The organism is Collinsella sp. AM20-15AC (assembly GCF_003471405.1).
GTDB lineage: Bacteria > Actinomycetota > Coriobacteriia > Coriobacteriales > Coriobacteriaceae > Collinsella.
This window is the reverse complement of sequence record NZ_QRJA01000011.1, coordinates 1-17519: the sequence shown is the minus strand read 5'-3', so window position 1 is coordinate 17519 and position 17519 is coordinate 1. Positions and strand designations below refer to the sequence as shown.

Here is a 17519-nt window from a genome sequence, read left to right as displayed (position 1 = left end):
CGCTGGCGCCGGCTTCATCTGCAAGCCTTAGCAGTTCCGTCTTGCCGTTGGCGTTGTGGCATTTGCCCAGATAAAACCTGCCAAAATAAACCTGTCCCTTTTTGGTAGGTTTGGTGCAATGGGGTCAGGTTGGCTTGCGCCATACCGGTAGTTCTGTCTGCGACACTCTCGCCAAAGTGATATCAAACATACATCTAGCGTTTTCGACACTTCGCTTATTAGAGCCAGTCCGTCTCCTCGTCATAGCGGTCCGAATAGGCGTTACGCTTGAGTTCTTCAGCACTCGTTGGTCGCGCCTTGGACACGTCGACCCCTGACTCATGGCAAGCGGCGACGAACAGCTGTAAACCCCGATCAATAAGCTGAGCCCCACGCTCGGCCTTCATTTCTTCGGCTCGCATTTAGAGCTCCACGCTTTCGGCTCCGTTGATGGTTAGGTCGCGCTCGTAGAAGGCGGTGAGGGCGCGGATGGCGTACATCACGTCGCGCACGCCGCCGGTCTCGTAGCTCGAGTGCATGGCAAGCTGCGGCAGGCCCACGTCCACGGCATGCATGCTCGCCTGCATATTGGACAGATTGCCGAGCGTGGAGCCGCCCGCCATATCGCTCTTGTTGGCGAAGGCCTGCGTGGGCACGTCGGCGTCGTCGCAAATAGCCTGGAACACCGCGCGGCTAAAGGCATCGGTGCAGTAGTGCTGGTTGGCGGCTTCCTTGATGACGATGCCGCCGTTAAGCACCACCTGGTTGCGGGCATCGCACTTCTCGGCGTGGTTGGGGTGCACGGCATGCGCGTTGTCGCAGCTCACGAGCATCGATGCGGCAAGGGCGCGATGATACGACTCGTCATCAAAGCCCAGCGATCCGTTGATGCGGCGCAGCGCGTCGGCCAAGAACGTCGACATGGCGCCCTGCTTGGTCTCGGAGCCAACCTCCTCGTTATCAAAGCAGCAGAAGACCGAGACGTCATGCGCGTTCTCGGCACCCAAAAATGCCTGTAGCGAGGTATAGGCGCAGGCCAGGTCGTCGAGCTTGGGCGTCGAGATAAACTCGTCGGCCCAGCCCCAAATGCGCGCATCCTGACGATTGACCAGGAACAGATCGCGGCCCAGAATCTGCTCGGGCTCAACATCCAGTTCGTCAGCGATCAGGGCATCGAAGTCACCCTGCTTAAGGTCGCCAGCGCTGATGAGCGGGCACAGGTCAACGGCTCGGTTGGGAGCAAAGCCCTCGTTGACGCCACGGTTCATATGGATAGCAAGGCTCGGAATGATAGCGACCTCGCGCTCGATGGCGAGCAGACGGCTCTCAATACGGTCGCCTTCGCGCACCAACACGCGGCCCGCAAGCGCCAACGGGCGGTCGAACCAGGTGTAGTCGATCATGCCGCCGTAGGCCTCGGTGTTCAGGCGCAGCGTCTCGCCCGCGCCGTCGAGCTCGGGCACGGCCTTGACCTTAAACGTCGGAGAATCGCTGTGCGACGCCGTGAGTTGAAAATGATAGTCACCGGCAACGCCGTCCTCGCCCCACGTCGCGGCCAGGTCCTCGCCCACCTTAAAGGCAACAACGCTCGAGGTGTTGCGCTGCGTGTAATAACGCCCGCCCGGCTCGATGTCCCACGCCGCATTCTCGGGCAGGTAGGTAAAGCCCGCCTCGTCGAGCTCGGCCATAATGGTCGCCGCCGTATGGAACATGCTGGGGCATGCCTCGATAAAGTCGATAAGATCGTTGGCGGCCTCGATATCATCGGCCGTCACATGCGCGCGCTCGGGCGTTTCCTGATCCGTCATGCTCTCCTCTTTCGCTGGGTTGATTGTCCCCTCCAGCATACCCCGCCACGCCAGCGTCGCACTCTTCATTCCGTGCCTAATTCCGCGCCGCTCACCAAGTTGAGCCATCATGCCCGCGCTCCTTTTGCGACAATTGCGCTAACAGGACGAGAGGAGCCGTCATGAAGCCACGTAACATTGCCATCGCCTGCGGTGTCGCGGGAGCCGCCGTCGGCCTTGCCGCTGCCGCCGGCATCGTTTACCGCAAGCAAATCAAGTCCGCCGCGTCGCTCAAACGCTTGACCGGCTACGCGGATGGCTATGACCTGTACGCAATCGACATTGCCTACGACTACGATCTTGATCGCATCATCGCCGCTGGCGTGCGCGACGACCAGACCTACATCGATGCCGTGGTAGCGCAGGTGCTCCCCGGCGTGCCGGCACATGTCCAGGCGCCCCAGTTTGCCTGCAGCGCTTTTGTCGCCGTAGATGCCGAAGGCCGCGTGCGCACCGGTCGCAATTACGACTTTAAGGACGACACCTCGGCGCTGCTGGCGCGCAATCACCCGCGCGACGGCTATGCCTCCATCGGCTTTGCGGCCCTCAATAACCTGGGCGCCAACACTCCACTTGACTCCGTCGCCGGACGCGCCGCAGCGTTGATGGGCCCGTTTGCCCAGCTCGACGGTGTCAACGAATGCGGCGTGTCCATTGCCGTGCTCACCCTGGATTCCAAGCCCTGTGACCAGGACACAAAGCGCCCCGTCATCAACACCTCGCTTGCCATCCGCCTGGTGCTCGACCGTGCGGCCACAACGCAGGAGGCCGTGGACCTGCTCGCCAGCTACGACATGCACGCCATGGCCGGACGCGACTACCACTTCTTTATCAACGACGCCGCCGGTGACGCGCGCGTAGTAGAGTGGGATCCGCGCGATCCGGACCGCGCTTTCAAAGCGACTCCTGTACGCCAGGTTACGAACTTCTACGCCTGCTATGGCGACGAAGTGCTGCCCAACCAAAAGGATGGCGAGCTGGGCCATGGTAAAGAGCGCGCCGTCGCAATCGCCGATGTCCTCGACGCCCATGCCGGCGCCCAAGACGAGGCAGTCGCTTGGAAGGCCCTACGCGCTGCAGCGCAAGAGCCCAATCCGGAAGACATCACCAGCAACACGCAGTGGTCGGTCGTCTTTGACAACACCGAGCCCGCTGCCGCCATCACGCTGCGCCGCCACTGGGGCGACGTCGACGCCTTCGCGCTGTAAGGAACCAGGCCCGTCGACCTTACGCTCGCCTGACGTTGCTTACATTTCTATACGCTTGAGCTAACACGTTTTACCCCCGCATCAACAGTGTGCGGGGGTAAACTTATGCGCATGTTATAACTTGCCCGGAAGGATTCATCATGCTCAGGATCGGTCTTCTTACCAGTGGCGGCGACTGCCAGGCACTTAACGCCACTATGCGCGGCATCGTCAAGACGCTTATGACCAACAGCAAAGAACCTATCGAGATCTATGGTTTTGAGGACGGCTACCAGGGCCTTATCTACAGCAGGTTCCGCGTCATGACGCCCGCCGATTTTAGCGGCATCCTCACCCGCGGCGGCACCATCCTGGGCACGAGCCGTACGCCGTTCAAGCGCCTGGATACTCCCGAGGCCGACGGCGTCAAGAAGGTGCCCGCGATGGTCCACACCTATCACAAGTTGCAGCTCGACTGCCTGTTTATGCTAGGCGGTAACGGCTCCACCAAGACCGCCAACCGCCTGCGCGAAGAGGGCCTCAACGTTATCGCCCTGCCCAAGACCATCGATAACGACACCTGGGGCACCGAGCTGACGTTTGGCTTTACGAGCGCCATCGACGTCGCCACCAAGTGTATCGACGACATCCACACCACCGCTTCGAGCCATGGACGCGTGTTTGTCATCGAGATCATGGGCCACAAGGTCGGCTGGATTCCGCTGTATGCCGGCGTCGCGGGCGGCGCGGATGTCATCTTGATTCCCGAGATCCCCTACGACATGGATAACGTCATCAAGACCATCGAACATCGCATGGAGACCGGCAGCCGCTTTACCATCGTGGCCGTCGCCGAGGGCGCTATCTCCAAGGAGGACGCGGCTCTGTCCAAGAAGGAGTACAGGAAGAAGCTCGCCGAGCGTACGAGCCCGTCGATCGTCTACGACATCGCCAAGGAGATCGAAGCCAAAACTGGTCGCGAGGCCCGCGTCGCCATCCCCGGCCACACGCAGCGCGGCGGCCAACCCGACGCCCAGGACCGCATCTTTGCGACCCAGTGCGGCGTCGAGGCGGCACTGGGGTGCCTACGCGGCGAGTTTGGCTACATGATTGCCCTGCGTGACGGCAAGATGTGCCACATGCCGCTCGAGGAGGTCGCCGGCAAGCTCAAATATGTCGACCCCCAGAGCGATCTGGTGCGCGAGGCCAAAGCGTTGGGCATCAGCTTCGGCGACGAATAGCCTCGGCCGAAATCCATCCCATCGGGCCCTCCGACCCCGTCCGACGTATTTCGATTTGGCTCCTCCCTTGACTCCGTCAAGGGTCGCCAATCGGAATCGTCGGGCGGGGCCGGAGGGCCCTTCGTTTACATACTCGCCAAGGCTATTCGTCTTCTTGCTGCGGGTGCCTGGTCTGAAATTCAGTTGCGGTGAAATAGTTCCTGCTTAGTCCGCAAATGGCTGAATCCAAAAACTATTCCACCGCAACTTACTGAGTGGGGCTCTTGGCTGCTACTTGCACTGACATTTGTCCTGAAATGGCTGGTCGTTAGGGGTTGCTACCGGTAGTTGCGGTAGGGTTGGGGCAGATTCTAACTAGAAATGGTGGTCGCTACCGGTTGTTCTCGGCATACTCGGCTCATTCGATTCGACCATCAAACGAAAGGAACCACCATGGATCTTGCGATGGCGCAGCGGCTCGTTGATCGCCGCAAGGCTGCCGGGCTTTCTCAGGAGGCGCTTGCCGCCCAGCTGGGTGTGAGTCGTCAGGCTGTCAGTAAATGGGAGCGCAGCGAATCCTCGCCCGATACCGATAACCTTATTGCGCTCGCCGCGCTGTATGGCGTGTCGCTGGATGAGCTGCTGTATGGGGAGGCGGTGGCTAGCGCTGATGACTCACAGGCTGATGATGAGGCGCAGAACAGCAACGCCGGCACCAAAGCTTCAGATAAGGCTGAAGAGGCTGAGGCTTCTACTGAGCACGCTGATTGCAGCGATAAGCCACTTGTCGATATTTCCCTCGCGCGCGGTATCCACGTCATTGATCCCAATAAAGGCGAGGAAGTCCATGTTGGTTGGAGCGGCATCCATGTGACCAACGAGCGCAAGGGCGAAGAGGTGCATGTGGGGCCGGACGGCGTGCATATCGATACGCTTGAGGACGATGGACATAGCGTACGCACCAATGACGACGGCACCGTCACCATCGACGGCGAGACGTTTTCCAGCTGGAAGGAAGCACACGACAAGCTCGACCATCATGGCAAGCATTTCCACACCAAGGTCGGACGTGCATGGAACAAATTCCCCTTCCCCGCACTTGTCACTCTCGCCTATCTGGTGCTCGGCATTGTCTACGGCACATGGGGCATGGGGCTTTTCCTCGTCTTTCTGGTTCCCGTCTACTACGCGATTGGTGACTTTATCGATCGACGCCGCCCGTCCAAGCTGATTGACGGCGTTTACCCAGCAGCCGCCATCGCTTGGTTCCTTTACATGTGGCTCTGTTTGGGACAGCCCCATCCTGCATGGATCATCCTCATCACGATTCCCATCGTAAAGGCGCTCATGCGCTGGTGTCGCAAACAATGGAAGTGCCGCAAACAGGCCTAAACCACCCCAACCAGCCAGTGCCACTCATCCGACACCGCCCGCCCCTTCCAAGTTGCGGTGATATAGGGACTGTTTTGAGGCTCCAAAGCGCCAAACAGTCCGTATGTCACCGCAACTTACAAACAACTGGGTCAGTTCCGGCACGGAGATTAGCATTGAGCTGACCGCGCGCCAAGAAAAGGGCCTATTTACTACGTTTAACTCGAGAGGGCCGACCATACCCGCCTTTTCCGAAAATTGACAAGCCCTCTACCTGCAGTTTTAGTTTTCGTTTTCCCGGCATGGTTGACGGTATCAATTTATACGTAGTAGATAGGCCCATTTTGTGGCATACCACCCATTCAAGCCCAATCTCGAAGGCTACAGAGAGCCTCTCATCCACGCCTGCGAGCGAAAACCAAATAGAATGAAAGGCAGATGGAAAGCCCGTTTGACGAGCGGAGGACATATGCGCGACGTAGCCGAAAGCGACTGGAAGCTGTTTAAGAAAATGCTTCCTCAATGGCAAGAACGTTATATGGAAAAGCTCATCGGCCAGTACGTTGAGATGCTGAACGATGACAGCGAAGCGTCCAGTAGATTTTGGGCACTAGAAGAGCGCCTCAATAGAGACAAGCTGTCCTCAGGCATAATTGCAAACGACATTCGCCGCAGCACAATGCACCGCGAGATAGCCAATTTGCTTATCGACAGCGTGATCACCCTTGATGACCTTGACGGTTTTACCGAGGACATTAAGAGCTATGCGCAACACTGGATTGGCCAGTAAGAGCACTGAACGACAGACATCCCCAGCAAAACGGGGCAAACGCCGGGCCACCTAAAGCTGACGTTAGATAACGATACTTTTGAAAACACTGGAAAATCAAGGTTTTTCGAGCGACGGACAAGCCGGGTATTGTACTAAAAACTGAATACGACGCAGAAGCGGCGTTTCCCACTCCCTACATGGGAGAACAGGAACGCCGCTTTTTTCATGCCCTTTGTTACGCAGTAGGGGCAGAAAAAGCCTTGCTACAAGCGGCTTTCCGGGCGCGTATCTGACGCGGCAAGGGATTTATACCTTATCCCCCGAAACCGAGCTTCTACTGCGTAACAAATCCACAGCAAAAGGAGTGATTTACTATGGCAGTTTTCCGGGTGGAACGAAACAAGGGCTACACCGTTATGAGCAACCACCACCTACGCAACAAGGAGCTTTCCCTAAAGGCAAAGGGGCTGTTGTCGCAAATGCTGTCACTCCCCGACGATTGGGACTACACCTTGAAAGGCTTATCCCTTATCAACCGGGAAAAGATAGACGCTATCCGCGAAGCCATACGGGAGCTTGAACGCGCCGGGTATATCGTCCGTTCAAGGGAGCGCGACGAGAAAGGACGCTTGCGGGGCGCGGACTATGTGATATTCGAGCAGCCGCAGCCGCCTACGCCGGATTTACCTACATTGGAAAATCCAACATTGGATAATCCAACACAGGAAAAACCAACATTGGAAAAACCTACGTTGGAAAATCCAACGCAATTAAATAAAGATATACAAAGAACTGACTTACCAAAAAAAGAAAAAATAATTACTGATGAACAAAGTACCCATTCCATTCCTATCCTTTCCCCTAACCCCTCACCTTGCGGGGAAGCGGCTACGCCGCCGGAACGGAAAGGAACGGAAGCGGCAGCACAGAGCGCAGTAGAGATATACCGGGAAATCATCAAGGACAATATCGACTACGACATTCTCAAACAGGACATGAGATTTGACGGGGACAGGCTTGACGAGATTGTAGACCTCATGCTTGAAACGGTATGCACCGCAAGGAAGCGGGTACGGATTGCGGGGGACGACTACCCGGCAGAGCTTGTGAAGTCAAAGTTTATGAAACTGGACGGCGAGCATATCCGCTTTGTGCTTGACTGTATGCGAGAGAACACAACGAAAATCCGCAACATCAAGCAATATCTGAAAGCAGCCCTTTTCAATGCCCCGTCCACAATCGGCAACTATTACACTTCCCTTGTCGCCCATGACATGGCAATCGGCGCACTGTCACCGGAGAAGCCGCAGTACGGCGACCCGGATTATTATTCATTCAAACCGGGCGAAAGCCTGTAAACAACAAAAGGAGGATTTTTTTATGGCACAGAGAACAGGAGCATTGGTATTTGACGAGCGCACCGACCGTTACGACATTCGCTTTGACCTCAATACTTACTATGGCGGGCTGCATTGCGGGGAGTGCTTTGACGTGTTCGTGCGGGGCAAGTGGAAGCCTACCCGGATTGAATACGGCGACAACTGGTATCTTGTGGGTATCAGAGCCGAGGACTTGAACGGGCTGCGGGTGCGTATCTGACCGTCGCCCCATAAAGAAACGCGAAAGGAGGACGCGAGAAATTGCAGGACGAAGTAAACGAAAAGACCATAGCCCTTTACATCAAGACCGGGAAGCTGACCGCGCAGACGCTCCAAAAGGCAATGAAAGCCATTCTGTCAAAGGGCAAGAAGCAGCTTGCGAAACAGCCACAGGGCAAGCAGAGCTTAAAGCAGCTTATGAAGCAGAACGCGGGCGTTTCCAACATTGAGATTACAAAAGACAATATCAAAGCCTTTGAGGGTACGGCGAAAAAGTACGGTATCGACTTTGCGCTGAAAAAGGACACAACGGAAAGCCCGCCCCGTTACCTTGTTTTCTTCAAGGGGCGGGACGCGGACGCGCTGACCGCAGCCTTTAAGGAATTTTCTGCAAAGAAGCTGACACAGGATAAAAAGCCCTCTATCCGAAAGCTGCTGACAAGCCTTAAAGAAGCCGCACAGGGCAGAAACGCACAGCGCGAGAAAGTAAAAAACAAAGACAGGGGGCGGGAATTATGAAGCCGGAAATCAAGAAGCTGCTTATCCTCAATCTCCCGTATCTGCTCTTTGTCTGGCTCTTTGATAAAGTAGGCGCGGCTGTCCGGCTTTCCCCAGGCGCGGACGCGAGCGCAAAGCTGCTACATCTTGGGGACGGTTTTACCGCCGCCTTTTCCAGTATCACGCCGAGCTTCCACCCCGCCGATTTGCTTATCGGCATTGCAGGGGCAGTCATTGTCCGGCTGATTATCTATGTCAAGGGCAAGAACGCGAAGAAGTACAGGAAAGGCATGGAGTACGGTTCTGCACGTTGGGGGACAGCCGAGGACATAAAGCCGTACACAGACCCGGTATTTGAGAACAATATCCCCCTCACGCAGACGGAACGGCTCACCATGAACAGCCGCTCGAAGCAGCCGAAATATGCCCGCAACAAGAACATTCTTGTAATCGGCGGTTCCGGCAGCGGCAAGACAAGGTTTTTCGTCAAACCGTCGCTTATGCAAATGCACAGCAGCTATGTTGTCACAGACCCGAAAGGCACCGTCTTAATCGAGTGCGGGAAGCTCTTACAGCGGGGCGGCTATCGGATAAAAGTGCTGAATACGATTAACTTCAAGAAATCCATGAAATACAATCCCTTTGCCTATCTGCGGAGCGAAAAGGACATTTTGAAGTTAGTCAATACCATTATCGCCAACACCAAAGGCGACGGGGAGAAATCCGGCGAGGATTTTTGGGTGAAAGCGGAAAAGCTCTACTACACCGCGCTAATCGGCTATATCTGGTATGAAGCCCCGGACGAGGAAAAGAACTTCACGACGCTGCTTGAAATGATAAATGCGTCGGAAGCCCGCGAGGACGACGAGGACTTCCAGAACCCGGTTGACCTCATGTTTGAACGTCTGGAAGAAAAAGACCCGGAGCATTTTGCGGTCAAGCAGTACCGCAAATACAAACTTGCGGCGGGCAAAACGGCGAAGTCGATTTTGATTAGCTGCGGCGCGAGGTTATCCCCATTCGACATTAAGGAACTGCGGGAGCTTATGGAAACCGACGAAATGGAGCTTGACACCATAGGCGACAGAAAGACCGCCCTTTTCGTCATTATCAGCGACACCGACGATACTTTTAACTTTGTCGTGAGTATTCTCTACACACAGTTATTCAACCTTTTATGCGACAAGGCAGATGATGAATACGGCGGGCGGCTTCCCGTCCATGTACGGTGCTTACTTGATGAATTTGCGAATATCGGGCAGATACCAAAGTTTGAAAAGCTCATTGCAACGATACGGAGCCGGGAAATATCCGCGTCAATCATCTTGCAGAGCCAGTCACAGCTAAAAGCAATCTACAAGGACAACGCCGATACCATAGTCGGCAACTGCGACACCACCCTTTTCTTGGGCGGCAAGGAAAAAACGACGCTCAAAGAAATATCGGAGATTTTAGGCAAGGAAACGATAGACAGCTTCAACACTTCCGAAACAAGGGGGCGGGAGCTTTCGCATGGGCTGAACTATCAGAAATTGGGAAAGCAGCTTATGACGGAAGATGAAATCGCAGTCATGGACGGAGGGAAATGTATCTTGCAGCTACGAGGGGTGCGCCCGTTCTTTTCGGACAAATTCGACATAACGAAGCACCCGAAATACAAGTACCTGTCCGACGCAGACCCGAAGAACGCCTTTGACATGGAAAAGCACCTTAAACGCCGCCCCGCCATTGTCAAGCCCGACGAGGTTTTTGACTATTACGAGATTGACGCAGCAGACTTACAGGAGGACGCAGACCATGAGGAAACGTAGCGCAGAGGAAAAACAAAAGCAGCTTGAACGGTTTTTAATGAATGTTGCGGAAGCCGCCGACGCTGCATTATGGGAGTATTGGCGGGAAAAGGAAGCGGAACACCGCCGCTTTGCAACGGAGTATGTCACGCGCCGGGGGCTTATCCCGCAACAATGACAGCATGGCAGACCGCCGGGGGACAGGGGAAGCTACACTTCCCCTACGCTGCCTTGCGGCAGCTACCCCTTTGTGAACTTGTGGGAAGCGAACACCTTGCTGCGCAAGCTATTCACTTCCCGCAAGTCTGAAAAAAACGTCCGGCAGCACAGCGGGACACAGAAAGGAGCGATTGAAGCAATCACATCTATCCATACCGGCTACATGATACGCGCCCCCACTTTCCGGCGCAGTACACAGCGGCAAAATCCGCACCCCTTACAACTGAATACCGCCGCGCCGCAGGACTTACGCAGCGCGGGGACAGCCGCCTTTACCAGAGGGCGGTTTTTTTGTGCGGCGGCATATGCTGACCGCCTTTTGTCCGCTTGTCGGACAGCCGCAGACGCGGCAGAAAGGATATATTTATGGCATTTTTCAATAGCGCAGTAGACGTTTTGCAGACCCTTGTTGTAGCACTTGGAGCCGGGCTTGGTATCTGGGGCGTAATCAATCTGATGGAGGGCTACGGCAACGACAATCCGGGCGCGAAAAGCCAGGGCATGAAGCAGCTCATGGCGGGCGGCGGCGTTGCCCTTATTGGCATGACCCTTGTACCGCTGCTTTCCGGGCTGTTCGGTTAAGAAGCGCGGGTAAAGGCTTATGCAGAGCATACTTGACGCGATTAACGAATGGATAAAGGAAATCCTCATAGGAGCCATAAACGGTAATCTGTCAACTATGTTCGGGGACGTGAACGAGAAAGTCGGCACTATCGCCGCAGAGGTAGGGCAGACCCCGCAAGGGTGGAACGCAAATATATTCTCCATGATACAGACGCTTAGTGAGAATGTAATCGTACCCATTGCGGGGCTTGTCATTACCTACGTCCTATGCTATGAGCTTATCAGCATGGTAACGGAAAAGAACAATATGCACGACGTTGACACTTCCATGTTCTTCAAGTGGGTGTTCAAGGCGTTTGTGGCAGTCTACCTTGTGACGCACACCTTTGACATCACTATGGCGGTGTTCGATATGGCGCAGCACGTTGTTTCCGGCGCGGCGGGGGTAATCGGCGGCAGCACAGAGATTGATGTTGCCGCCGCCCTTGCTTCCATGCAAAGCGGGCTTGACGCTATGGAAATCCCCGAACTGCTCTTACTTGTCATGGAAACAAGCCTTGTGAGCTTGTGCATGAAAATCATGTCCGTACTGATAACCGTTATCCTCTACGGGCGTATGATAGAAATTTACCTTTACTGTTCGGTATCGCCTATCCCGTTTGCAACTATGACTAACCGGGAATGGGGGCAGATAGGAAACAACTACCTAAAATCCCTGTTCGCTATCGGTTTTCAAGGCTTCCTCATTATGATATGCGTCGGCATTTACGCCGTACTGGTGAACAACATGATAATAGCGGACAATCTGCACAGCGCGATATTCTCCCTTGCAGCCTACACCGTTATCCTCTGTTTCTCCCTGTTCAAATCCGGCGCACTGGCGAAGTCGATTTTTTCCGCGCATTAGCGGCGTGTCAAGGGCAGGGTGGAGATTTTCAGAGCGAAGCGGCGAAAATACGACCCGACCTTGACGCGGATAACCCCCATATAATACGGGCGGGCAAAGGGCATAGATTGACCTTTGCCTTGATTACCCTTATGGAAAATTACAGCAACACCAAACCCAGAGAAAGGAGGTTTTCACTTGGCGTATGTACCCGTACCCAAAGACTTATCCAAAGTCAAGACAAAAGTAGCGTTCAACCTTACCAAACGGCAGATTGTATGTTTTGCGGCGGCTCTCCTGTTCGGCTTGCCGCTTTTCTTTCTGCTCAAAGACAGCACAGGCACAAGCCTTGCGTCTATGGCTATGATTGCCGTCATGCTGCCCTGTTTCCTGTTCGCCATGTATGAAAAGCATGGACAGCCCCTTGAAGTGGTGGTGAAGAACATCATACGGACGAAATTCATAGCCCCCAAAGAACGACCATACAGGACAGACAACTTTTATTCCGTCTTAGAACGGCAGAGAAAACTTGAAAAGGAGGTATCAGCGATTGCAAAAGGAAACACGAAGAAACAGCGCGGCGGGAAGCGCAAAGCCTAACCCACCCCGCAAGCTCACCCGCGCCGAGAAAAAGCAGATTGCGGAAATCATCAGACAGGCAAAGGGCGACGGGAAAGCGCACACCGCGCAGCAGACAATCCCCTATATCCAGATGTACCCGGACGGTATCTGCAAGGTTACGGGACGGAAATACTCAAAGACCGTCGCCTTTGAAGATATTAACTATCAGCTTGCACAGGCAGACGACAAGACCGCCATTTTTGAGAACTGGTGCGACTTCCTCAACTACTTTGACGCTTCCGTTTCGGTGCAGCTCTCTTTCATCAATCAAGGGACGCAGCGCGGCGAAGCGGAAAAGGCGGTCAATATCCCGGCACAGGAGGACGCTTTCAACTCTATCCGCACAGAATACCGGGATATGCTGAAAAACCAGCTTGCAAAGGGAAACAACGGGCTTGTCAAAGCAAAATATATCACCTTTGCCATTGAAGCCGACAGTCTGGGCGCGGCGAAATCCCGCCTTGCCCGTATCGAAACGGACGTGCTGAACAACTTTAAGCTCTTGGGCGTGTCTGCCCGCCCCATGACAGGCTATGAACGCCTTAAAATGCTGCATGGCATTTTCCACCCGGAGGGCGGGCAGTTTTCCTTTGATTTTTCATGGCTTGCCCCGTCCGGGCTTTCCACAAAGGACTTTATCGCCCCGTCCTCTTTCCGTTTTGGCGAGGGGCGGTATTTCCGCATGGGGCGCAAAATCGGCGCGGTTTCATTCCTTGAAGTCCTTGCCCCGGAATTAAACGACCGTATCTTATCCGACATTCTGGACTTGGAAACGGGCGTTATCGTCAATCTGCATATCCACAGTATCGACCAGACCGAAGCCATAAAGACAATCAAGCGGAAAATCACCGACCTTGACAAAATGAAAATCGAGGAACAGAAAAAAGCGGTACGCAGCGGCTACGACATGGATATAATCCCGTCCGACCTTGCCACGTTCGGCAGCGAAGCGAAGAACCTCTTACAGGACTTGCAGAGCCGGAATGAAAGAATGTTCCTCTTGACGTTCCTTGTGGTGAACATGGCGGACACGAAGCGGAAACTGGAAAATGACGTATTCGCGGCGGCGGGCATTGCACAGAAGAACAACTGCGCCTTAACCCGCCTTGACTACCAACAGGAAGCGGGGCTTATGTCCTCTGTACCGCTTGGGGAGAACCTTATCCCCATTCAAAGAGGACTTACCACGTCAAGCACCGCTATCTTTATCCCCTTTATCACACAGGAGCTTTTCCAGACGGGCGCGGCTTTGTACTACGGCTTAAACGCCCTGTCTAACAACATGATACTCTGCGACCGCAAGCAGCTAAAGAACCCCAACGGCTTAATCTTGGGTACGCCGGGAAGCGGGAAATCCTTTGCCGCCAAACGGGAAATGACAAACGCTTTCCTCATTACAGACGACGACATTATTATCTGCGACCCAGAAGCAGAGTATTTTTCCCTTGTGCAGCGGCTTGACGGGCAAGTGATACGCTTGTCGCCTACGGGCAAGGGCATTGACGGGAAGCCCCAGTATGTGAACCCTATGGATATTAACCTCAATTACAGCGAGGACGACAGCCCCCTTGCGCTGAAATCCGACTTTATCCTTTCCCTCTGCGAGCTTGTAATCGGCGGCAAGGAGGGCTTGCAGCCCGTCGATAAGACCGTCATTGACCGCGCCGTTCGGAACGTGTACCGCCCTTTCCTTGCAGACCCCGACCCGGAGAAAATGCCGATTTTGGGCGACCTGTACGACGAGCTTTTGAAGCAGCCGGAGCCGGAAGCGGCGCGTATCGCGGCGGCGTTGGAGCTTTACGTTTCCGGGAGCCTTAACGTGTTCAACCACCGTACCAACGTGGAACTGAATAACCGCCTTGTCTGCTTTGACATCAAGCAGCTTGGGAAGCAGCTCAAAAAGTTAGGTATGCTCATTGTGCAAGACCAGGTATGGAACCGCGTTACCGTCAACCGGGCAGAGAGGAAATCCACCCGCTACTACATGGACGAATTTCATCTTCTCTTGAAAGAGGAACAGACCGCCGCCTATTCCGTTGAAATCTGGAAGCGTTTCCGTAAATGGGGCGGCATACCCACAGCCATTACACAGAACGTCAAAGATTTGCTTGCTTCCCGCGAAGTGGAGAATATCTTTGAGAACAGCGATTTTGTCCTCATGTTCAATCAAGCGGCGGGCGACCGGGCTATCCTTGCAAAGCAGCTCAACATCTCCCCGCAGCAGATGAAATATGTCACCCACACCGAAGCGGGCGAGGGGCTTATCTTCTACGGGAACGTGGTGCTGCCCTTTGTAGACCGCTTCCCGAAAGACACCGAGCTTTACCGGGTAATGACGACGAAGCCGGAGGAAGTGGGCGAAGCATGAACGGGCTGAAAACTGACACAATCATCAACCGGGACGCGCTCTATGCCTTGCGGGAGCTTCCAGAGGAAAGCGTACACTGTTGCGTCACAAGCCCGCCCTACTATGCGCTTAGAGATTATGGGCTTGATATGCAGATTGGGCGGGAGGACACGCCGGAGCAGTACATTGACAGGCTGACCGAGGTTTTCCGCGAGCTGCGCCGGGTACTGCGTTCTGACGGTACGCTCTGGCTGAATATCGCGGACACTTACTGCGGCACAGGAAATAAAGGCTACCATGCAGACCCGAAGAACCCGAAAGGCAGAAACGGACAGCAGATTGCAAGAAACAACCGCGTTTCCGGCTGCAAACAAAAGGACTTAATCGGTATTCCCTGGCTTTTAGCCTTTGCCCTACGCGCTGACGGGTGGTATTTACGGAGCGACATTATCTGGCAGAAAGAAAACCCCATGCCGGAGAGCGTGAAAGACCGCCCTACCCGCTGCTATGAACATATCTTTCTGCTTACGAAGTCAAAGAAATATTTCTATGACGCAGCCGCCATAGCCGAGCCGTTAGCCCCCACAACGGCGGCGCGGTACCGCACCGGGCGCAGCGCGGGACAGAAATATGCGGACGAAATACCTGGACAGGGGAAAGTACAGGGGCTTAACCGGGCGCGAAGCGGCAGCTACTACGACGAAGCCCTCATGCCGACCATGCGGAACAGGCGGGACGTGTGGCTTATCAATACCGTTCCCTACAAGGGCGGGCATTTCGCCGCGTTCCCGCCAAAACTTGCCGAAACCTGTATCAAGGCGGGCTGTCCGAAAGGCGGCGTTGTGCTTGACCCCTTTTTCGGCAGCGGCACGACGGGGGCAGCCGCAAGGCAGCTTGACAGGCATTATATAGGCATTGAGATAAACGCCGAGTATTGCGCCCTTGCAAGGGCGCGGATTGGAGGGACAGACACATAAAACAATATAAAGCGCGTGAAAAAGTCACGCAGAAAATGACCCGCGAGGGGGCTGTCGAGGTAAACGCCGCCACCGGGAAAAAGAAACGTATCAGCAAGCGGATAAGGGACGCGGACTTTGCAAAGACCGAAGCACCGCAGCCGCCGGAACACGCAGCGCAGACCATACCGGGCGGCGCAGCTCCCGCGCCCACAGCCGCCGCGCCGCCGCTTCCCCATGCGCCGGGGGCAGAACGGGAACAGGACACCGCCGCAGCCGAGCGCGTCTTGGAGCGTATCGACGGGGCGCGTACCAGAAAGGCGAGTAAAAAAGCGGCGAGGAAAGCACAGGCAGAAGCCACAGCAAAAGAAAAATCTTCCCGCTTGCAGTTTACCGACGAGGAACGGGCAACGCCGGAGCTTGAAAGGTATATCCGAAAATCGGACAAAGCAGCCGACCGTCTGGACGCGGCAAAGGCGGCTATCCCCAAAGAAAAGAAACTTGTACGGGAGCGCACCTTTGATGAAGCCACCGGGAAAGGCAAGACCCGCCTACATTTTGAGGAACAGGAAAAGCCCATAGGAAAGAATAAGCCCCACAATAACCCGCTATCCCGCCCCGCACAGGAAGCGGGTATTTTCGTCCACAACAAGATACATTCCGTTGAAAAGGACAATTCCGGCGTTGAGGGGGCGCACAAATCCGAAGAACTGGCAGAGCGCGGCGCAAAGTACGGGGCGCGGAAAGTCAAGGAGGGCTACCACAGCCACAAGCTCAAACCCTACCGGACGGCGGCAAAGGCAGAGAAAGCGGCGTTCAAGGCGAATGTGGATTTCCAGTACCATAAAGCCCTGCATGACAATCCGCAGATTGCGGGCAATCCCCTTTCCCGCTTCATGCAGAAGCAGCAAATCAAGCGGCAGTATGCAAAGTCGGCAAGGAAAGGCGGCGCAAAAACGGCGCAGAAAGCCGCAGAGAACACCCGCAAGGCGGCAAAAAAGACCGCCGAGGAAACAAAAAAGGCAATCGCTTTTGTAGGGCGGCACCCGGCGGGCGTATGTATCGCCATTGCCGCGCTGCTCTTATTCATCATGGTATCGGCGGGGCTTTCCTCTTGCGGCTCCATGTTCTCCGGCTTGATGAACGGCATACTTGGGACTTCCTACACGTCGGAGGACAGCGACCTTGTGGCGACGGAAAATAAAAATGCAGGTCAATGCTCATGTTGAGAATTGACCTGCATTTTTTTGCGCAAAAGGAGAAATATTATGCTTGAAAAATATTGGATAAAATGTCCAATTTGTAACGGAAAGACGAGGGTACGAGGGTTCAAGTATTTTATAATACGGTATTAAGAAATTTTCCTCTTTTCTGCCCTAAATGTAAATTAACGCATATCGTTGATGTTGAAAAACTAGAAATCATAATCAAAAACTCTGAAAAACAAACTTTTTAATTTTGAAAAGGAAGGATATTTAAATGAAACACTTACCTAAAAGTACACCTACGGAAATATTGAATGACCCATACGGATTTACTTACAAAGAAATGTCGGAAGTAATTGGAGAGGATAAAGCAAGAGCCTTATATACGGAATTGTATAAACAGCCATTTCACAAGGCTCTGTTAGACCAAGGTTGACACGATCGGCTGTTCGTCGAACC

At 54.5% G+C, this 17519-nt stretch carries 16 protein-coding genes and 3 pseudogenes; 17 read left to right on the top strand and 2 right to left on the bottom strand.

Annotated features, from left to right (window positions below):
- Positions 1 to 218 precede the first annotated feature (218 nt).
- Positions 219 to 401: a hypothetical protein gene (locus DW233_RS05030; protein WP_117640212.1), complete on the bottom strand. Its 183-nt coding sequence runs from the start codon at positions 399 to 401 to the stop codon at positions 219 to 221.
- Complete coding sequence (locus tag DW233_RS05025) at positions 402 to 1787, bottom strand: M18 family aminopeptidase (protein WP_233547945.1); 1386 nt, start codon at positions 1785 to 1787, stop codon at positions 402 to 404.
- Between the two features lie 161 nt (positions 1788 to 1948).
- Between DW233_RS05025 and DW233_RS05020 the strand changes: the two genes are divergently transcribed.
- The 17 genes and pseudogenes from DW233_RS05020 to DW233_RS04940 form a co-directional block, all read left to right on the top strand.
- Complete coding sequence (locus tag DW233_RS05020) at positions 1949 to 3034, top strand: carcinine hydrolase/isopenicillin-N N-acyltransferase family protein (RefSeq protein ID WP_118267021.1); 1086 nt, start codon at positions 1949 to 1951, stop codon at positions 3032 to 3034.
- A 140-nt stretch (positions 3035 to 3174) separates the two neighbouring features.
- Positions 3175 to 4254, top strand: coding sequence for a 6-phosphofructokinase (locus DW233_RS05015; protein WP_118267019.1), 1080 nt, complete (start codon positions 3175 to 3177; stop codon positions 4252 to 4254).
- 432 nt (positions 4255 to 4686) lie between these two features.
- Positions 4687 to 5625: a helix-turn-helix domain-containing protein gene (locus DW233_RS05010; RefSeq protein WP_118267017.1), complete on the top strand. Its 939-nt coding sequence runs from the start codon at positions 4687 to 4689 to the stop codon at positions 5623 to 5625.
- 448 nt (positions 5626 to 6073) lie between these two features.
- The gene (locus DW233_RS05005) at positions 6074 to 6394 is read left to right on the top strand and encodes a multidrug transporter (protein ID WP_118267015.1); all 321 of its coding nucleotides are present in this window, start codon (positions 6074 to 6076) and stop codon (positions 6392 to 6394) included.
- Between the two features lie 356 nt (positions 6395 to 6750).
- Complete coding sequence (locus DW233_RS04995; RefSeq protein WP_118267011.1) at positions 6751 to 7734, top strand: DUF6017 domain-containing protein; 984 nt, start codon at positions 6751 to 6753, stop codon at positions 7732 to 7734.
- 22 nt (positions 7735 to 7756) lie between these two features.
- Entirely contained in the window at positions 7757 to 7975 is a 219-nt protein-coding gene (locus tag DW233_RS04990) for a DUF5348 domain-containing protein (protein WP_002590558.1), read from the top strand.
- Positions 7976 to 8016: 41 nt separating this feature from the next.
- Positions 8017 to 8493, top strand: a complete 477-nt coding sequence (locus tag DW233_RS04985; RefSeq protein WP_118267010.1) for a PcfB family protein — start codon at positions 8017 to 8019, stop codon at positions 8491 to 8493.
- Positions 8490 to 10283 carry a VirD4-like conjugal transfer protein, CD1115 family gene (locus tag DW233_RS04980; protein WP_118267008.1) on the top strand — a complete coding sequence of 598 codons (1794 nt, stop codon included), beginning with the start codon at positions 8490 to 8492 and terminating at the stop codon, positions 10281 to 10283. Before DW233_RS04985 ends, DW233_RS04980 begins: the two co-directional genes overlap by 4 nt.
- Complete coding sequence (locus DW233_RS10330; RefSeq protein WP_002569167.1) at positions 10270 to 10440, top strand: hypothetical protein; 171 nt, start codon at positions 10270 to 10272, stop codon at positions 10438 to 10440. The genes DW233_RS04980 and DW233_RS10330 overlap by 14 nt, the downstream gene beginning before the upstream one ends.
- 407 nt (positions 10441 to 10847) lie before the next feature.
- On the top strand, positions 10848 to 11063 hold the full coding sequence (locus DW233_RS04975; protein ID WP_002569168.1) for a Maff2 family mobile element protein: 216 nt from the start codon (positions 10848 to 10850) through the stop codon (positions 11061 to 11063).
- Positions 11064 to 11082: 19 nt separating this feature from the next.
- A complete protein-coding gene (locus tag DW233_RS04970; protein WP_002584320.1) occupies positions 11083 to 11952 on the top strand; it encodes a VirB6/TrbL-like conjugal transfer protein, CD1112 family in 870 nt (289 codons plus the stop codon).
- Positions 11953 to 12129: 177 nt separating this feature from the next.
- Positions 12130 to 12531, top strand: a complete 402-nt coding sequence (locus DW233_RS04965) for a PrgI family protein (RefSeq protein WP_009447135.1) — start codon at positions 12130 to 12132, stop codon at positions 12529 to 12531.
- Positions 12482 to 14920, top strand: coding sequence for a VirB4-like conjugal transfer ATPase, CD1110 family (locus DW233_RS04960; RefSeq protein WP_118267007.1), 2439 nt, complete (start codon positions 12482 to 12484; stop codon positions 14918 to 14920). The genes DW233_RS04965 and DW233_RS04960 overlap by 50 nt, the downstream gene beginning before the upstream one ends.
- Entirely contained in the window at positions 14917 to 15876 is a 960-nt protein-coding gene (locus DW233_RS04955; RefSeq protein ID WP_009014862.1) for a site-specific DNA-methyltransferase, read from the top strand. Before DW233_RS04960 ends, DW233_RS04955 begins: the two co-directional genes overlap by 4 nt.
- Before the next feature lie 35 nt (positions 15877 to 15911).
- Positions 15912 to 17072: pseudogene (locus DW233_RS04950) on the top strand (CHAP domain-containing protein); the annotation flags it as partial.
- A 51-nt stretch (positions 17073 to 17123) separates the two neighbouring features.
- Positions 17124 to 17311: pseudogene (locus DW233_RS04945) on the top strand (cysteine-rich KTR domain-containing protein).
- A 23-nt stretch (positions 17312 to 17334) separates the two neighbouring features.
- Positions 17335 to 17475: pseudogene (locus DW233_RS04940) on the top strand (23S rRNA (adenine(2503)-C(2))-methyltransferase RlmN); the annotation flags it as partial.
- Positions 17476 to 17519 lie beyond the last annotated feature (44 nt).